General features: G+C 64.6%; 15 protein-coding genes. 4 read left to right on the forward strand and 11 right to left on the reverse strand.

Annotated features, from left to right (window positions below; genetic code table 11):
• Positions 1-14: 14 nt before the first annotated feature.
• From BMI90_RS08255 to fabG, 4 genes are all read right to left on the reverse strand, one after another.
• A complete protein-coding gene (locus BMI90_RS08255) occupies positions 15-1,274 on the reverse strand; it encodes a GGDEF domain-containing protein (RefSeq protein WP_168172741.1) in 1,260 nt (419 codons plus the stop codon).
• Positions 1,275-1,545: 271 nt separating this feature from the next.
• Positions 1,546-2,103 carry an RNA 2',3'-cyclic phosphodiesterase gene (gene thpR, locus BMI90_RS08260; protein WP_078528035.1) on the reverse strand — a complete coding sequence of 186 codons (558 nt, stop codon included), beginning with the start codon at positions 2,101-2,103 and terminating at the stop codon, positions 1,546-1,548.
• An 84-nt stretch (positions 2,104-2,187) separates the two neighbouring features.
• Complete coding sequence (locus BMI90_RS08265; protein WP_038073067.1) at positions 2,188-2,421, reverse strand: acyl carrier protein; 234 nt, start codon at positions 2,419-2,421, stop codon at positions 2,188-2,190.
• A 214-nt stretch (positions 2,422-2,635) separates the two neighbouring features.
• Positions 2,636-3,373, reverse strand: coding sequence for a 3-oxoacyl-ACP reductase FabG (gene fabG, locus BMI90_RS08270; protein WP_078528037.1), 738 nt, complete (start codon positions 3,371-3,373; stop codon positions 2,636-2,638).
• 152 nt (positions 3,374-3,525) lie between these two features.
• Here fabG and BMI90_RS08275 point away from each other — a divergent pair, with 152 nt between their 5' ends.
• On the forward strand, positions 3,526-4,260 hold the full coding sequence (locus tag BMI90_RS08275; protein WP_078528039.1) for a DUF2726 domain-containing protein: 735 nt from the start codon (positions 3,526-3,528) through the stop codon (positions 4,258-4,260).
• 58 nt (positions 4,261-4,318) lie between these two features.
• Here the strand turns inward: BMI90_RS08275 and fabD are convergent, their stop codons facing one another.
• From fabD to BMI90_RS08300, 5 genes are all read right to left on the reverse strand, one after another.
• The gene (fabD, locus tag BMI90_RS08280) at positions 4,319-5,248 is read right to left on the reverse strand and encodes an ACP S-malonyltransferase (protein WP_078528041.1); all 930 of its coding nucleotides are present in this window, start codon (positions 5,246-5,248) and stop codon (positions 4,319-4,321) included.
• A 92-nt stretch (positions 5,249-5,340) separates the two neighbouring features.
• Positions 5,341-5,898 carry a sugar O-acetyltransferase gene (locus BMI90_RS08285; RefSeq protein ID WP_078528043.1) on the reverse strand — a complete coding sequence of 186 codons (558 nt, stop codon included), beginning with the start codon at positions 5,896-5,898 and terminating at the stop codon, positions 5,341-5,343.
• A 78-nt stretch (positions 5,899-5,976) separates the two neighbouring features.
• A complete protein-coding gene (locus tag BMI90_RS08290; RefSeq protein ID WP_146642535.1) occupies positions 5,977-6,396 on the reverse strand; it encodes a glyoxalase superfamily protein in 420 nt (139 codons plus the stop codon).
• A gap of 234 nt (positions 6,397-6,630) precedes the next feature.
• Positions 6,631-8,040: a type I glutamate--ammonia ligase gene (gene glnA / locus BMI90_RS08295; protein WP_078528047.1), complete on the reverse strand. Its 1,410-nt coding sequence runs from the start codon at positions 8,038-8,040 to the stop codon at positions 6,631-6,633.
• 69 nt (positions 8,041-8,109) lie between these two features.
• Complete coding sequence (locus tag BMI90_RS08300; protein WP_038073056.1) at positions 8,110-8,448, reverse strand: P-II family nitrogen regulator; 339 nt, start codon at positions 8,446-8,448, stop codon at positions 8,110-8,112.
• 185 nt (positions 8,449-8,633) lie between these two features.
• Here BMI90_RS08300 and BMI90_RS08305 point away from each other — a divergent pair, with 185 nt between their 5' ends.
• The 3 genes from BMI90_RS08305 (at position 8,634) to BMI90_RS08315 (ending at position 13,341) form a co-directional block, all read left to right on the forward strand.
• A complete protein-coding gene (locus BMI90_RS08305) occupies positions 8,634-10,196 on the forward strand; it encodes an NAD(P)H-hydrate dehydratase (RefSeq protein WP_078528050.1) in 1,563 nt (520 codons plus the stop codon).
• A gap of 146 nt (positions 10,197-10,342) precedes the next feature.
• Complete coding sequence (locus BMI90_RS08310) at positions 10,343-12,040, forward strand: type I secretion system permease/ATPase (RefSeq protein WP_078528171.1); 1,698 nt, start codon at positions 10,343-10,345, stop codon at positions 12,038-12,040.
• Positions 12,037-13,341 carry an HlyD family type I secretion periplasmic adaptor subunit gene (locus BMI90_RS08315; protein ID WP_078528052.1) on the forward strand — a complete coding sequence of 435 codons (1,305 nt, stop codon included), beginning with the start codon at positions 12,037-12,039 and terminating at the stop codon, positions 13,339-13,341. The genes BMI90_RS08310 and BMI90_RS08315 overlap by 4 nt, the downstream gene beginning before the upstream one ends.
• 99 nt (positions 13,342-13,440) lie before the next feature.
• Here the strand turns inward: BMI90_RS08315 and BMI90_RS08320 are convergent, their stop codons facing one another.
• Both BMI90_RS08320 and BMI90_RS08325 read right to left on the reverse strand, forming a co-directional pair.
• On the reverse strand, positions 13,441-14,025 hold the full coding sequence (locus BMI90_RS08320; protein WP_078528055.1) for a hypothetical protein: 585 nt from the start codon (positions 14,023-14,025) through the stop codon (positions 13,441-13,443).
• Positions 14,026-14,060: 35 nt separating this feature from the next.
• On the reverse strand, positions 14,061-16,460 hold the full coding sequence (locus tag BMI90_RS08325; RefSeq protein ID WP_078528057.1) for a hypothetical protein: 2,400 nt from the start codon (positions 16,458-16,460) through the stop codon (positions 14,061-14,063).
• Between the last annotated feature and the right edge of the window lie 199 nt (positions 16,461-16,659).

The following is a 16,659-nucleotide window of genomic DNA, read 5'->3' on the forward strand; positions in this document are numbered from 1 at the left end:
AACGCGCGGGGAACTCAGCTCTCTGCGTCGCCCGCTTTCGACCCGGACGAAGAGCCACCCGCGCTCGGCGCGAATTCCGAGAGATCGACCTGCACCGCTCCCTCGCCGTCGGCGATCATCACCCGATTGCGCCCCTTGGCCTTGGCGCGGTAGAGCGCGTGATCGGTACGTACATAGATGTGCTGAAAACTCTCGCCGGGACACCATTGCGCCACGCCGACCGAAGCCGTCACCGGCACCCGATGGCCTTTCAGAGTGGCAAGGTGCGCCCCCGCGATCGACTGGCGCAGCCGCTCCGCTACCTCGAACGCCGCTTCAAGATCCGCCCCGGGAAGCAGGACGGCAAATTCTTCGCCACCGATCCGCGCAAGCGTGTCGTCATGACGCAAGGCCCCGAGCATCACCTTCGCCGCGCGGCGCAGCACCGTATCGCCGAAATCATGCCCGCCAAGGTCATTGATGCGTTTGAAAAAATCGAGATCCAGCATCAGGAACGCAAAGGGCACCCCGTGCTTGTTGCCCTGCACCACAGCCCGGGAAAACCTCCGCTCGAGCATCGCGCGGTTGAACAACCCCGTGAGCCCGTCCTCCAATGCCTGCTGCGCCATCTGCCGCTCAAGCTCGCGCCGGGCATAATCGGTCCGCTCGAAAGACATCGCCATCAGAGAGATCAGACCGATATTGAACCCGGCAATGGTCACGACCAGCAGCAGCACTTCGGCGTGAACCGTGCGCTCCTGATCCACGAGAATGTAGAAGAAGCCGAAAATCAGCGGGCCGGCCACGCCGAGCAGGATCTGCATGCGCGCCTGACGGCCCGAGGCATGGGTATTGAGCAGCACCCGCATCACCCCGCGATTGGCCCGCCCAAGCATCCCCCCAATGGCAAGCAGCAAGAGCATCACCGCCGTGGCCAGCGACATCGCCCCGATTACATCGCGCATCTGGAACAGGTTCGCGGCGATCTGGACGATCCCGCTGCCAAGCGCCACGTAGAACAGTCCGGCACCCAACAGGAATGCGCCACGCTCTTGCGCGAGGATCGCGGCCGCGACCAGCCCAAGGCTGATCGCCGAGTGACGTGCCACCGAGTAAGGGCTCTGCACGCCATAGAATCTTTCGAGCTCCGGCACGAACCGTCCCAAGGACAGCATCAGAACAGCGAACGCCAGCGCCACCACGATGCGCGAGACGGTTTCGCGCGGCGCACGCGGTCCGCGCAGCCCGATCGCAAGCGCCAGAGCCAACCCTGCCACCGATGTCAGTTCATGCATTCCGTAGCTGCTGGGAAAGACGCGAAACATCCAGCCCTGCCGCGCCAGGTGCCCAACCAACGCCCACAGCGCCAGCGCCCCGGCCGCGAAAGCGAGGGGCCGGATCAGCAGAGATGCGGCGCGAAATAACGACATACCTAACCCGATTGCCCCGCAGAGCCGTGATGACAGAACCGTCATCCTCCCGGGAACTTCCCGGGATACTACCCCAAAACTCGGGACGAAGCTGCACCTAACTGGCAAAAAACCGCTTCCGAAGGGCAGTTTTCGCTCAAATCCGCACATCCGGGCCGTATTGCGCCAGAACCTCGTGGCGTGGCGCGCCCTGCCCAAGCGTCGATCGCACCATCGCCAGCCGATCCGCATGAAAGGGAGAAAGCGCCACATCGCCCTGCGCACTCAGGAACTGCCCCAGCCGCGCGAGCTCCCCCGGCCCCGCCCCCTTGCGAAACCGCGCCAGCGTCACATGCGGTCGGAACCGCCGCCGCGCAAGCACAAGCCCCACTCCGCGCGCAGCCCCCAGCACCGCATTGTGCCAGCGCGTCAGCTCTCGATCCGGGCGCACGCCCAGCACCAGCGCCTCGGGGCGCTCGGCCGACCCGAAGATCTCGAGCCCCGCCAGCGCCACCTGCGGCCCCGGGCCCCAGTCGACCCCCTCCAATGCCTCGTGAAGCTGCTCGGCTTCGAAGGGTTCGAGCTCGCCCAGAAAAGCCAGCGTGAGATGCAGATTGTCGGGCTGCACGATGCGCCCCACCCCCAACTGGGCCTGCAAGACCGCGATCGCCTCGCAGATCGCCTCGGGCAACTCGATCGCGACGAAAATCCGCATCCGCCCCTCCCTGCCAACAGCCAGAAAAGCAAAACGGCGCCCCGGTTTCCCGAAGCGCCGTCCGCTAACTCGTTCTCGAAAGGCTTACGCGGCTTCCGAGATGAATTTCACCGCATCGCCGACGGTCTGGATGTTCTCGGCGGCGTCATCGGGGATCTCGATGCCGAATTCTTCTTCGAAGGCCATGACCAGCTCGACGGTGTCGAGGCTGTCGGCGCCCAGGTCGTCGATGAACGAAGCGCTCTCGGTCACTTTGTCCTCTTCCACGCCGAGATGCTCCACGACGATCTTCTTCACGCGATCAGCGATGTCGCTCATGTCAATTCCTCAAAGTTTATAGGGCAAATGGCCCGTTCCTGCTTGCTCGTTCGAGCGTCTCAACCCGCGCGCCCGGGTGCAACCCCAAGACCGCAATCGGAACCGTGGCGCATGCGCCCGGCCCGTCTGCAGCGCTCATAGCGACTGCCGTGACGCATGGCAAGCCGTTTCTCTTGCATAACAAAGCGGAACCTGCCGTGGCGTCACAACTGCGTCAGACCATCGTCATGCCGCCATTGACATGCAGCACCGCCCCGGTCACGTAGCCCGCCTCTGGGCTCGCGAGATAACGTACCGCCGCAGCGATCTCCTCGGGCGTGCCCATGCGTCCGACCGGGATATTGCCCATCAGGGCCGCTTTCTGGTCGTCCGAGAGCTTGTCGGTCATCGCGGTCTGAATGAAACCGGGCGCGACGCAGTTCACCGTCACGCCCCGGCTCGCCACTTCCTGCGCGAGCGATTTCGACGCGCCCACGAGACCTGCCTTCGCCGCGGCATAGTTCACCTGGCCCGGGTTGCCCGTCTGACCGACGATCGAGGTGATATTGATGATCCGCCCCCAACGCGCCTTCATCATCGGACGCATAACGCCGCGCATCAGGCGGAACGCGGCGGTGAGGTTCACGTCGATCACCGTCTGCCAATCCTCGTCCGACATCCGCATCATCAGCTGGTCGCGCGTGATGCCCGCGTTGTTCACGAGGATATCCAGACCGCCCATCGCCGCCAGCGCCGCTTTCGGCAGCGCCTCGACCGAATCCGGATCGCTCAGGTTCGCAGGACAGACATGCGCCCCCTCGCCAAGCTCGGCGGCCAGCGCCTCGAGCGGCTCGACCCGCGTGCCCGAAAGCGCCACGACCGCGCCTCCCGCATGCAGTGCCCGCGCGATCTCCGCCCCGATGCCTCCCGACGCTCCGGTCACCAGCGCACATTTCCCCGACAGTTTAAACATCATCTTCCCTCACCAGCTATCCGGGCGACTACTTAGCAGCGAAATCCGTGCGAGGCCACCTCCCGTCACGTCGGATCCGACTCGCCATAATCTCGCCCGGCACCCCTGCCAAGATAGCTTTTTCGCCCGAGTTTTCTGAGAGAGATCCGCATATGTCGTTCATTTCCGCCCCAAGCAACTCGGCCCCTTCCGCCATCGGCCCGGTCGCAGCTTTCCTCGAAGGGCTCGGATTTTCCGCCGAAGCCTCGCGCACACTCATTCCACTCGCCCTCGCGCTTCTCGTCATCGCGGGGTCGGAGATTCTTCGACGCGCAAAGCACAGGCGCCGCCGCTCGAATGGCTTTGCGGGCCGCTCTGCGCAACGCGACACCGGCCCCCGCCTCGTCCATGGCGACGATCACATGCGTCTCGTTGCCGGCGCGGAGTTCGAACGCACGCCGCTGTTGAACAGATCAGAGGCGCGGATCCTGCCGATCCTCGAAGGGATCGCCCGCGAAGTCGGGCGCGGCTACCGGGTGATGGCGCAGGTCTCGATGGGCGAAATCCTGTGCGCGAAAGGTTCGAATGGCAGCCGCGATCACCGCGCCGAAGCGAACCGTGCGATCAACGCCAAACGGCTCGATTTCGCGATTTTCGACCCGCGCGGCCTTATCGTCGCCGCGATCGAATATCAGGGAAGCGGCCATCATCTCGGCTCGGAGACGTTCATGCGCGACGCGGTCAAACGCGAAGCGCTTCGCAAGGCCGGCATCAATCTCGTCGAGCTCCGGCCCGACGCGGATGCCGCCTCGATCCGGATGCTGCTGCAAGAACTGACCGACTTGCCACTGCGCAAGCCGCGCCCGGATGCGCCGAGGGCGCAAGCCTCGCGCGCCCCTTCTGCTTGATCCAAATATCTCAGGGGGTCCGGGGGAGGATCCCCCGGCCCGCCCCGCCCGCGCGCGCTCAGCCCTTGAGCGCGGCGATATCCTCAGGCGTGCCCACCGCGCGGCAGGTCACGTCCTTGGCGATCCGGCGGATCATGCCCGAAAGCGCCTTGCCCGCGCCGATCTCCCAGATCTCGTCGACGCCCTGACCGGCCATCCAGGCGACGCTCTCGCGCCAGCGCACCGAGCCAGTGACCTGCTCGACCAGCAGCTTGCGGATCTCTTCGGGATCGCTCACCGCTTCGGCGCGCACATTGGCCACGACCGGAACGGCAGGTGCGTTGATCTGCGTGGCGGCGAGCGCCTCGGCCATCGCATCGGCGGCAGGCTGCATCAGCGCGCAATGGAAGGGCGCCGAGACCGGCAGCATCACCGCGCGCTTGGCGCCGGCTTCCTTGGCGAGAACGGTCGCGCGCTCTACCGCATCCTTGTGCCCCGAGATCACGACCTGGCTCGGATCGTTGTCATTGGCGGCCTGGCAAACTTCACCCTGCGCCGCCTCGGCGGCAACCTTTGCCGCCGTCTCGAAATCGAGCCCGAGCAGCGCGGCCATAGCGCCCACGCCCACCGGCACCGCCTCCTGCATCGACTTGCCCCGCAGGCGCAACAGCTTTGCGGTATCGGCCAGGCTCAGCGCGCCCGCCGCACACAGGGCGGAATACTCGCCAAGGCTGTGACCGGCGACGAAAGCCGCGTCAGAGATCGCGTAGCCCTCGGCCTCGAGCGCGCGCATCGCCGCGATGGAGGTCGCCATCAGCGCGGGCTGGGCATTGGCGGTGAGGGTCAGCTCTTCGATCTCGCCCTCCCAGATCAGCGCGGAAAGCGTCTCGCCCAGGGCTTCATCGACTTCGGCGAAGACCGCTGCAGCGGCCGGATAGGCCTCGGCCAGCGCCTTGCCCATCCCGATGACCTGCGCGCCCTGACCGGGGAATACGAATGCTCGGCTCATGACATGCCCTCCTCATAAATCGTTGCGCGTTCATTACCGCGCCCCCGCCGCTGGGGCAAGTTATGCAAATGCGACGCAGCCGCAGGCCGCGCTCACCCCTGTGGCGCGACTGCGCGCGCCGGTTTGCCGACGACCGTCGCGCCTGCGGCGACATCGCGCGTGACCACCGCACCGGCGCCGATGATCGCATCATCGCCGATCGTCACCCCCGGCAGGATGATCGCCCCACCCCCGATCCAGACATTGTCCCCGATCCGAACCGGACGTCCGAATTCCAGCCCCTCGCGGCGCTGCGCCGGGTCCCGCGGATGATCGGCAGTCAGGATCTGAACGCCGGGGCCGATCTGCGTCCCCGCCCCGATCGTGACCTCGACCACATCGAGCACGACACAGCCGAAATTCAGAAACGCCCCCGCGCCGAGACGGATATTGCTGCCGTAATCACAGTGAAAGGGCGGACGGATCCGCGCACCGTCACCCACTTCGGCGAAGATTTCGCTCAGGAGCGCATGGCCTTCCTCGGCGCTCATCGCAACCGAGGCATTGAAACGATCCATCCAGGCGCTCGCCCGGGCGGCGTCCGCCGCGATCTCCGGGCCGGTCGCCACATAAAGCTCGCCCGCGAGCATCTTCTCTTTTTCGCTGCGCATCCTTTTCTCCCTTGCCTGCCCGCATCCTGCCCGGCCTGCGCGCAAAGCAAAAGGGGCGCTCGAAAGCGCCCCTTTCCCTCAGTCCAGTTCGAGATGCGCAACCCCGTCCGACCGCCGCCCGATCGAGCGCCCATCCGCCCCGATGGTTGCGCGCACACGCCGCCTGAGCGATGAAAATGCTGCGCTTTCAACGACATCGACAGGCTCATCAAGCGCGATCTCGATATCGACATGCGCCTCGCCCTTGCGCCGCAGCGCATGGATCCGGCCGCTCACCGGATGGCCCAGATAACGCCCGCGCACCGTGTCCCCCAAGGCCAAACCCTGCGCCTCGGGACGCTTGAGCGCCGCGACCATCGTGTTCCAGTCGGCGTAACCCGCCGCCTGTGCATTGAGCTCATAGGCCTTCGACAGCGCCACGGGAGTGCCCGCGCGCGCCATGGCGTCAGCCAGACGTTTCGCCTGCGCCTTCGCCTCTTTTACCGTTTTCACAGTCATCTTTCTGGTCTCCACGGGGATCATCCACCGCTTCGGGGCCCGCATTGCCGAAGAGCCCCCGAAAATGGAGAGCCGTCGCGATCCGGATTTCACCATGGGTCTCCCCGCGGGCGGCTGGCATCCGGCAGCCAAGGCCGACAGATGGGCGGTCGCGCCCTCTGTGTCAAGAGCGCGCCCTGCACGCAAAAGGGGCGCCCCGAGAGGCGCCCCTTTCCGAAACTCGTTCCGCTGCGATCAGCAGGAGTAGTACATCTGGTACTCGACCGGGTGCGGCGTGTGCTCGTAGGCGTAGACTTCGTCCCACTTGAGCGCCATGTAGCCCTCGATCTGGTCCTTGGTGAACACGTCGCCGGCCAGCAGGAAGTCGTGATCCTTCTCGAGGCTCTCGAGCGCTTCACGCAGCGAGCCGCAGACGGTCGGGATCGCGGCCAGTTCTTCCGGCGGCAGATCATAGAGGTCCTTGTCCGAGGACGGGCCCGGGTCGATCTTGTTCTTGATGCCGTCGAGGCCAGCCATCAGCAGGGCCGCGAAGCACAGGTAGGGGTTCGCCGACGGATCGGGGAAACGGGCTTCCACACGCTTGGCCTTGGGCGACTCGGCCCACGGAATACGGACACAACCCGAACGGTTGCGAGCCGAGTAGGCGCGCAGAACCGGGGCTTCGAAGCCCGGGATGAGACGCTTGTAGGAGTTGGTCGACGGGTTGGTGAAGGCGTTGAGCGTCTTCGCGTGCTTCAGGATGCCGCCGATGAAGTACAGCGCTTCCTGCGACAGGTCAGCATATTTGTCGCCCGCGAAGAGCGGCTTGCCGTCTTTCCAGACCGACATGTTCACGTGCATGCCCGAACCGTTGTCGCCCTTGATGGGCTTGGGCATGAAAGTCACGGTCTTGCCGTAGGCGGCCGCGACGTTGTGGATCACGTATTTGTACTTCTGGAGGTTGTCGGCCTGCTCGACGAGCGTGCCGAAGATCATGCCCAGCTCGTGCTGACAGGTCGCCACTTCGTGGTGGTGCTTGTCGACCTTCATGCCGATGCGCTTCATCGTCGAGAGCATTTCCGAACGGATGTCCTGGCCCTCGTCCGACGGGTTCACCGGGAAGTAGCCGCCCTTGTAGCCCGGACGGTGAGCGAGGTTGCCCATTTCCATCGGGGTGTCGGTGTTCCACGCCGCGTTCTCGGCGTCGACCTGATAGGAGACCTTCTCGGGGGTGACCGCGTAGCGGACGTCGTCGAAGATGAAGAATTCGGCTTCGGGGCCGAAATAGGCGGTGTCACCGATACCCGAGGCCTTGAGATAGGCTTCGGCCTTCACGGCGGTGCCGCGCGGATCGCGGGCATAGGGCTCGCCGGTGTCGGGCTCGACAACCGTGCAGTGCACGCACATCGTCTTTTCCGCGTAGAAGGGGTCGATATAGACCGACGCCGCATCCGGGATCAGTTTCATGTCGGACTGGTCGATCGACTTCCAGCCGGCGATCGAGGAGCCGTCGAACATGAAGCCTTCTTCGAAGAAGTCCTCATCGACCTCGGTCGACATCAGCGTCACGTGCTGAAGCTTGCCACGCGGATCGGTAAAGCGGACGTCGACGTATTCGACCTCCTCGTCCTTCATCAGTTTGACAGCGTCCTTGATGCTGCTCATGTCACGATACCCTTTCGTTGAACATGGATTGTGCCCGAACCCCGCCGGCCCGGACGTGAAGTTGTACGATTACAGCGCGTCGTCGCCGCTTTCGCCGGTGCGGATACGGATCGCCTGCTCCATCGGAGAGACGAAAATCTTGCCGTCGCCGATCTTCTCGGTGCGCGCGGCACTGGTGATCGCCTCGATGGCGGCATCGACCATATCGTCGGGCAGCACCATCTCGATCTTAACCTTGGGAAGGAAATCCACGACATACTCGGCGCCGCGATAAAGCTCGGTATGGCCCTTCTGGCGACCGAACCCTTTCACCTCGATCACCGAGAGGCCCTGAATGCCGACCTCCTGAAGCGCCTCCTTCACCTCGTCGAGTTTGAAGGGCTTGATGATCGCCTCCACCTTCTTCATGCCGCCGACTCCTCCGTCGTTCTTAGTTCCGCCCCCCTCAGACCACTTTCCCAAAGCCCCCGCAATCGGCTAGGCTGGACGGGTGCGGAAAGGGGGTCGGAAATCCGAAACCCGCGCCCATCAATCGGGCGTCTAGCACAAAAAAAGAGCAGTTTGAAAACATTTCACTTCGAGGCCCTGCGAGAATGCGTGAAATCCTGACCGCCGAGCAGATGCGCGCCCATGAGCGCGCAGCGATCGAAGGCGGTGCCGTGACCGGGCTGGAGCTGATGGAGCGTGCGGGCGCGGGGGTGGTCGAGGCGATTTTCGCCCGCTGGCCCGATCTCGCCACCACCGGGGCCGTCATTCTCTGCGGGCCGGGCAACAATGGCGGCGACGGGTACGTGATCGCGCGTTTGCTGTCGGCGCGGGGCTGGAATGTGAGCTGCTTCGCCTATGGCGATCCCGCGCGGCTCCCCCCCGATGCGAAGGCCAATCACGACCGATGGGCTGCAACCGGGGCGGTACTGCGCTGGGACGATGCCGCGATCGAGGACCGGATCGACACTCTGCAAGACGGGCTGGTGATTGACGCGCTCTTCGGCACCGGCCTGACCCGCGCGATGCCCGAGGACACGGCGAAGACCTGGCGCGCGATCTATCCGCGCCGCTTCTCCAATCCGTCGGGGCCGCGCCCGCGCTTTGTCGCCGTCGACATCCCGAGCGGGATCTCTTCCGATAGCGGGCGCAATCTCGACGGTGCCTTTCCCGCCGATCTTACCGTCTCCTTTCACCGCGCGAAATGCGGCCACTATCTCGACCCCGACATGGGCCCCGACCGCCCCGGCGGCGGCGCGACGATGAGCGGTGAGGTGGTCGTGGCGGATATCGGCCTGCCGCAAACGGGGGTGAAAGACGCGGCACAACTGATCGAACGTCCGTCGAATTTCCTCATGAAACGTACGGGGCACAAATACAGCCACGGTCACGCGCTGGTGCTTGCGGGCGGCACCGGCAAGGGCGGCGCTGCGCGGCTCGCGGCGCGGGCAGCCCTGCGGATCGGCGCGGGTCTGGTGACGCTGGCCTGCCCGCAATCGGCGCTCGCCGAGAATGCGGCCCAGTTGACGGCGGTGATGCTCACCCCCCTGCCCGATGGCTACAGCTTGCGCGGGATGCTGGCCGATGCCCGTCTCAACGCGCTCTGCCTCGGCCCCGGGCTGGGGCAGGCCCGCGCGCAGGAGATGGTGCCCGCCGCGCTTTGGGGCAAACGCGCCACCGTTCTCGATGCCGACGCGCTCACCGCTTTTCGCGATGACCCAGAGACGCTGTTCGCCCAACTGCACGAGAGCTGTGTGATTACCCCGCATCCGGGTGAATTCCGCGCCCTCTTCCCCGATCTCGCCGACCCCCTCGTCGATCCCGCGCGGCCAGCCTATTCCAAGCTCGACGCCACCCGCGAGGCCGCCGCGCGTACTGGCTGCACGGTGCTGCTCAAGGGGCCCGACACCGTAATCGCCACGCCCGAAGGACGCGCGGCGCTTCATTCCGCCACCGGCGCGCATGCCGCACCCTGGCTTGCGACGGCCGGCGCGGGCGATGTGCTCGCGGGATTGATCGCAGGATTGCTGGCGCGCGGATTTGCCCCGTTCGACGCGGCATGCTCCGCCGCATGGCTTCACGCCGCAGCCGCCCGCAGCTTCGGTCCCGGCCTCATAGCCGAAGATCTCCCCGAGGAACTGCCCAAGATCCTGCGCGCTCTCGATTTGTGACCGCCCCGGGGTCGCCCTCCTCGGTTTCATTGACATGCATCAATGCTTTTGCCGCCCCGGGCGTGATGATCGGGACCGGGATGGAACTTTCATGGGGTGACTTCGTGGGCAATCACACCACGCCGTCGCAGCCTTCCGGGGCCGCGATGAAAAATGTATTCAAGGGCATGCGCGGGCTGATCGGCTCGGCTTTTCTGTTCAGCCTTTTCACGAACCTTCTGCTGCTCACCGGGCCGCTCTTCATGTTGCAGGTCTATGACCGGGTGATCGGGTCGCGTTCGGAAGAGACGCTGGTCGCGCTCTTCGGGCTCGTGGTCTTTCTCTACCTCTTCTACACGATCCTCGAATTCGTCCGCGCGCGCGTGATGGCGCGGGTCGGCGCACGCATCCATGCGCAGCTCAACGAACGGGTGTTCGACGCGATGCTCGAACGCTCGGCGCTGCGCAAGACCAACAAGGGCGCGAGCGCGCTCCAGGATCTCGATGCGGTGCGCACGGTCTTCGCCTCGCCGGTGCTGCTGTCGTTGATGGACATCCCATGGACCCCGGTCTTCGCCGCCGCGATCTTCATCTTCCATCCGCTGCTGGGCTGGCTTGCGATCGCGGGCGGAGCGCTTCTGATCGCGACCTCTCTGGCGAACCACTGGCTGACCAAACGCCGGCTGAACGAGGCGCAATCGGTCGGTTTCGCAAGCAACCAGATCGCGCGGCAGAGCGAGGACGGCGCGGATTATCTCTGGGCGCAGGGCATGGGTCCGGTGATGCGCCGCCGCTGGCTGAGCAAACAGGAAGAGGCGCAGGGCAAGACACTTGCGGCGGCCGACTGGACGGGCGCGTTCGGCTCCTTCTCGAAAGGGTTCCGGATGCTTCTGCAATCGGCGGTGCTTGCGGTCGGCGCCTGGCTGGTGCTGCGCCACGAGATGACCGCAGGCGCGATCATCGCGGGCTCGGTGCTGCTGGGTCGCGCGCTTGCCCCGGTCGAACAGGTTCTGGGCCAATGGAGCCTGCTGCATCGCGCCCGCACCGGCTGGCGCGGGCTTGCGGAATTCCTCGACGAGATCCCCGAACGCCCCGAACCGACCCGCCTGCCCGCCCCTGACGCCCAGCTGAGCGTGCGCGGCCTCTCGCTCTCGCTTCGTCGCGGCGAGAAACCGATCCTCTATAATATCGGCTTTGACGTCTCCCCCGGCGAGGCCGTGGGCGTGATCGGCAAGAGCGGCTCGGGCAAGACCACGCTCGCCCGCGCGCTCGTGGGCCTCGTCACCCCCACAGCGGGCGAAGTCCGGCTGGCAGGGGCGAAGCTCGACCAATACAGCCCAGAGCGCCTCGGCCAGTTCATCGGCTACCTGCCGCAGGTGGTGAAGACCTTTGATGGCACGATCGCCGAGAACATCGCGCAGATGGCGCTCGAACCCGATCCCGACCGGATCGTGGCCGCCGCGCAGAAAGCGCAGATCCACGACATCATCCTCAAGCTGCCGAAAGGCTACGACACGCGCCTGAGCGGCAGCGATTCCGTCCTGTCGGGCGGCCAGCGCCAGCGTCTGGGCCTTGCCCGCGCGCTTTATAACGACCCCGTGCTGCTGGTGCTCGACGAGCCGAACTCGGCGCTCGACGCCGATGGCTCGGAGGCGCTCAACGAGGTGGTGCGCGTGATGACCGAAGAGGGCAAGGCGGTGGTGCTGATGACCCACCGCACCAACGCGATCAAGGGCTGCACGCGGCTCATCATCCTCGAGAACGGACAGGTCTCGGCGCAAGGCCCGCGCGACGAGATCATCCGCTCGATGATCAAGAACGCGCAGGATGTGAAACGGGTGCTGTCGATGAGGGCGGATTCATGAGCAAGACATCGGAATTCAAGAGCACGCGGCTTCTGCTCGCAGCGGGCTTTGGCTCTATCGCGATCCTCGTGGGCGGGATGGGCGCCTGGAGCGTCCGGACGAACATCTCCGGCGCGGTGGTCGCGCGCGGCACCGTCAAGGTCGAGAGCGACCGTCAGGTGATCCAGCATCCCGATGGCGGGGTCGTGGGCGAGATCCTCGCGCGCAACGGCGATCATGTGAAGGCGGGCGACGTGCTGGTGCGCCTCGACGATACCTTCCTGAAATCCGAGCTTGCGATCGTGCAAAGCCAGCTGATGGAGATCGCCGCGCGGCGGATTCGGCTCGAGACGGAACGCGACGGGCGCGACACACTCGATTTCTCCGCCCAGCCGACCTATTCGCTGCTGAACCCGAAACAGGTGGCCGACCAGATCGAGGGGCAGCGCAACCTCTTCGCGGCGCGGCGCAGTTCGCTGGCGCAGAAGACCGGGCAGCTGCGTGAACAGCAACAGCAGATCCGCAAGCAGGTCGAGGGGATCGAAGCGCAGCTCGCCTCGCTCAACGCCCAGCTCGAGCTGATCGCGCAGGAGCTGGCCGACAAGCAGTCGCTTCTCAAACGCAAGCTGATGGAGGCGTCGCGCGTGTTGCAGGTCCAGCGCGAACATGCGCGGCTGACCGGCGAAATCGGGCGGCTCAATTCGGCCATCGCGGAATCGCGGGTGAAGATCTCGGGCATCGAGATCGAAATCCTCGGCCTCGCCGAACAGCATCGCGAATCCGCGATCACCCAGCTGCGCGACCTGCAATATAACGAGATTTCGCTGCTCGAACGCGAAACGACTCTGCGCGAAAAGCTCGCCCGTCTCGACGTGCGCGCACCGGTGGAAGGGGTCGTGTTCGGCTCGCATGTCTTCGCCCTGCATTCGGTCGTTCAGGCCGCGCAGCCGATGATGTATCTCGTGCCGAGCGATCAGCCGCTGGAGGTCTCGGTCCGCGTCGATCCGACCAATATCGACCAAGTCTATGCCGGCCAGGAAGTCTCGCTGCAATTCTCGACCTTCAACCGCCGCACGACGCCTGCGGTCGCGGGCGAGGTGGTCCGCGTCTCGCCCGACGTTCAGACCGACGAGGCCACCCGCGAGACTTATTACGAGGCGACGGTCGAGCCCGATGCACAGGTGCTGGCCTCGCTGGAGGACGTGAAGCTGATGCCGGGCATGCCGGTCGAGGCCTTCCTGAAAACCGACGCCCGCACGCCGCTGTCTTATCTGACCCACCCGCTGACGGTCTATTTCAACCGCGCTTTCCGGGGCGATTGAGGAGGCGTCGGGGGCGAGCGCAGCCCTCGTCAACCGCTGCGGGGGAAACACAAAAAGGCCCGGCAATCGCCGGGCCTTTTCTTTTGTGGGGTCGTCGCCTCAGGGCGTCTGGGTCGCGATGAAGAGGCCGGGGTTCGGAAGGCCGCCATCGATGGAGATCGAAGCATCGCCCGCAACGGTGTTCGTGCCGTTGCCGTCGTAGAAGTTGCCGGTCAGGTTGATATCCGTGGCATAATCCGTTCCGCCATTCGTAAGCGTCCCCGTGAGGTTCCCTGAGAACTCATCGGGATCAGTGTTTTGAATGGTCGTCGTCGGCATAGTCAGCGTGCCGGTATAGGCGCCATCGACCTCATGCTGGAAATTCGTCGCAGAACCGCTGATCTCGGTCCGCGAAAGCGCGACCTCGAGGGTAAGATCACCGATGAGCCCCGCCCCGTTGGCATCCCCCTCGACATAGCCCTTGTAGGTGCCCGACCCATCAGCCGGCACATCTGCGAGCGCCGTGCCGACGATCGTGCCACTGCCGCTATCGATGACACCGGTGGCATCCCCCATCGCCTGCGCCTTGGCGAGCATGCTGTCATAGGTTTCACCGGTCGAAAGCGTAGTTCCGCCGCCTCCACCACAGCCGGCCAGAGCCGCCACCGTGCCCGCCAGCACGAGATATTTCATTTGATGTTTCATCTTCTTGGTCCTTTCAAATTCGTCAGCAGGCAGGGTCAAACGGTCAGAGTGGTATCGGGAATGAAGTCAGCCGGATCGATCTGGGAGGAGTCGACGCCCCGCAGGATCATGTAGTCATTCCCCGCGGTCAGAAGCGTGCCGATCGAGCCATAATCGGAGACGGCAACTTCGCTCGCATCGAAGCCGGACAGCTGGATGGAATCCACGCCCACTTCGAAGTCGAAGACCATGTCCACGTTCGTCCCGTCCGCGAAAACGAAGGTATCCGCGCCGAGCCCGCCATAGAGCAAGTCGAAACCGGCGCCACCGTCGATCGTATCGTCGCCCGAGAGGCCATAGATCGTGTCGTTCCCGCCGAGGCCAAGAATCGTGTCATCGCCCAGCGTCCCGTTGATCAGTTCGGCGGCATCGGTTCCGACGATCGGTTCATCCGGGCTCGGCGCAACGCCCGCGCCGGGATTGGCGAGCAGGAAATCGGCCTCCATGTCGAGCTTCCCGCTCGGACCGAGATCGCCCGCCACGCCCGTCAGCGTCGCAAGCAGAACCGGGTCGGCATCAGTCCCTTCCCCGTCACTGTCGAGCCAGATCTCGAGATCATCGCCGTTGAGCGCCTGGAAGACCTTGTGATCGAAATCGCTGACACCGTTCTCGTCGAGCACATCGCTCACCCCGAGCCCGATCAGGCCGATCGCATCCTTTCCTACCTCGAAATCGGTGATCGTGTTGGCGGTCAGCGGCACGCCCTCGACCGAAGAGCCGTAGCTGAGCACGAAGAGATCCGCGCCCGCGCCGCCGGTGAAGTTGTTCGACCCGATCCCGACGAGGAAGTCATCGCCATCCGTGCCATTCACCTCGGCATCAGCGGCGAAGGGCGTGATGCGCTCATAGCTCATCACCAGCTCGGCGCTGTAGACCGTCGCGGGCTTGATGTCGCCCTTGATATAGACCGCCACGTCGAAGCCGTCGGTATAGTTCATCCCGTTGATCGAGACCTCGCCGGGCTTGTCCTGCCAGCCCGCGCTGATCGCGAGCGGCTGGGCCGGCATGCCCCAGTCGAGCAGGTTCAGAACGGTCTGCGTCTCTGCACCGACCTCGTATTTCACCTCGTCCTTCGTGGGCGGCGGCGGCTCGCTCGGATCGACCGGGATCACCACCGAGGGCAGGTCCTGGCCATATTTGTCCGGCATCAAGCGCCAGCGCGGACCGCTATCGGCATAATCCGTGCCGTCCTCGTTGAGCACCGGCTCGAAGGGCTCGCGGTCCATCGTGGTGTACCAGGCATTGGTGAACCCGTCCGCCCCGTCAACGGCACCGATCTGGCCAAGGGTGCTTGCGTCCCAGAGATCCGCCAGCGCCTGATCGCGCAGGATCGTACCCGCCGGATAAAGCGTGCCATCCCCGGCATAATAATCCTCGGCCGTCACCCAGACTTCGCGCGGCGCGCCGCCGTCGAGATCGTAGTTTTCGATGACTTCGTAATAGGGCAACGTCCCGATCGCGGCCTCGTTCTCGAAATCCTCGGGACGGACCTGATCGTTGGGGTTGTTGGTGATCGTGTGATGGATCACCAGCTCGGCCTGGGTCACCGCGTAGAGATCGCGCAGCGAGGTATAGGGGTTATACTCGCTCCAGTCGTCGGGCAGGTCGAGCGTCGCCTCGAGCCGCACGTCATTGGGCTTCTTGATCACGTTGCCCCAGCGATAGAGCAGCTTGCCGTCATCCTTGAGCGTGACCGAGTAATCCGAGCTGACCGCGATATTCTCGGTGATCTCGGTCTCGTTGGGCTGGAGGATATCCTTGATGTCGATGACGCCGTCGCCGTTGACATCCTCGATGATGAACTCGGGCCCGTAGTCTCCGGCCAGCAGACCCTGCACGGACATTCCGTCATAGGTACCCCCCACGACGATCAGATTGTCGTCTAGCGGATAGAGCGCATCAGGGTCACCCGGATATTTCTGATCCGAGAGCACGTTCTGCATCACCACGTAATGCTCGGTCGAGGCCTTCACGGTCTCACCGCCCAGACCACCCAGCCAGGTGCCGAAAACAGCCGGGGTCTTGAAGGTGTCGGTGGGCGAATCCGAAATGACGATGCCAAGCTGGTTGCCCTGCGCATCGGTCAGGTCCCCCGCCCAGCCTTCCTCGTACAGAGCATCGATTTCCTTCTGCTCCGCGTCGGTGAAATCCGCGACGACATAGCCGAACTCGCTGTTGATCGGAAACAGGGTCACCCCGTCCTGGGTGACCTTGGTGCCGTTCGCGCCGGAAGTGTCGTAATAGATCGACGGATCTTCCGCCGTCCCGACAGTCATGCCGTCGAAGGTCACCGTAAGGTCGGCGGTGCTGAAGACATGCGACGAGCGGAACATCGGATCGGTGTTCAGCGGTTCATCCCAGTCGTCTACGTTGGTTGGATCAATTGGCGTCGCCATGGCGTGTCCCCTCTGTCAAAAATCGGGTGACGACACCGCAGGCAATTCAGCCCCCACACGCGACATCCATAGCCGCAATGCGTCACCCCCAAAACATCCGACCTTTCCGAAAAGGAGGCTCTCCACTCCTTTTCCCACCACGGTCGGACCTGTCTCGGTCATCACGCTCGCGTGAGGCTGCCATGATTCGCATTGATGC

The sequence above is a fragment of the Thioclava sp. L04-15 genome, from assembly GCF_002020275.1.
In the GTDB taxonomy this organism is placed as follows: Bacteria; Pseudomonadota; Alphaproteobacteria; order Rhodobacterales; family Rhodobacteraceae; genus Thioclava; species Thioclava marina.

Bases quoted from the DNA above. Each gene is read 5' to 3' on its own strand.
- BMI90_RS08325 (WP_078528057.1), bottom strand. From the start codon at position 16,460: ATGGCGACGCCAATTGATCCAACCAACGTAGACGACTGGGATGAACCG.
- BMI90_RS08320 (WP_078528055.1), bottom strand. From the start codon at position 14,025: ATGAAACATCAAATGAAATATCTCGTGCTGGCGGGCACGGTGGCGGCT.
- BMI90_RS08290 (WP_146642535.1), bottom strand. From the start codon at position 6,396: ATGACTGTGAAAACGGTAAAAGAGGCGAAGGCGCAGGCGAAACGTCTG.
- BMI90_RS08305 (WP_078528050.1), top strand. From the start codon at position 8,634: ATGCGTGAAATCCTGACCGCCGAGCAGATGCGCGCCCATGAGCGCGCA.
- BMI90_RS08315 (WP_078528052.1), top strand. From the start codon at position 12,037: ATGAGCAAGACATCGGAATTCAAGAGCACGCGGCTTCTGCTCGCAGCG.
- BMI90_RS08285 (WP_078528043.1), bottom strand. From the start codon at position 5,898: ATGCGCAGCGAAAAAGAGAAGATGCTCGCGGGCGAGCTTTATGTGGCG.
- BMI90_RS08310 (WP_078528171.1), top strand. From the start codon at position 10,343: ATGAAAAATGTATTCAAGGGCATGCGCGGGCTGATCGGCTCGGCTTTT.
- BMI90_RS08265 (WP_038073067.1), bottom strand. From the start codon at position 2,421: ATGAGCGACATCGCTGATCGCGTGAAGAAGATCGTCGTGGAGCATCTC.
- glnA (WP_078528047.1), bottom strand. From the start codon at position 8,040: ATGAGCAGCATCAAGGACGCTGTCAAACTGATGAAGGACGAGGAGGTC.
- BMI90_RS08275 (WP_078528039.1), top strand. From the start codon at position 3,526: ATGTCGTTCATTTCCGCCCCAAGCAACTCGGCCCCTTCCGCCATCGGC.
- fabG (WP_078528037.1), bottom strand. From the start codon at position 3,373: ATGTTTAAACTGTCGGGGAAATGTGCGCTGGTGACCGGAGCGTCGGGA.
- thpR (WP_078528035.1), bottom strand. From the start codon at position 2,103: ATGCGGATTTTCGTCGCGATCGAGTTGCCCGAGGCGATCTGCGAGGCG.
- BMI90_RS08255 (WP_168172741.1), bottom strand. From the start codon at position 1,274: ATGCATGAACTGACATCGGTGGCAGGGTTGGCTCTGGCGCTTGCGATC.
- fabD (WP_078528041.1), bottom strand. From the start codon at position 5,248: ATGAGCCGAGCATTCGTATTCCCCGGTCAGGGCGCGCAGGTCATCGGG.
- BMI90_RS08300 (WP_038073056.1), bottom strand. From the start codon at position 8,448: ATGAAGAAGGTGGAGGCGATCATCAAGCCCTTCAAACTCGACGAGGTG.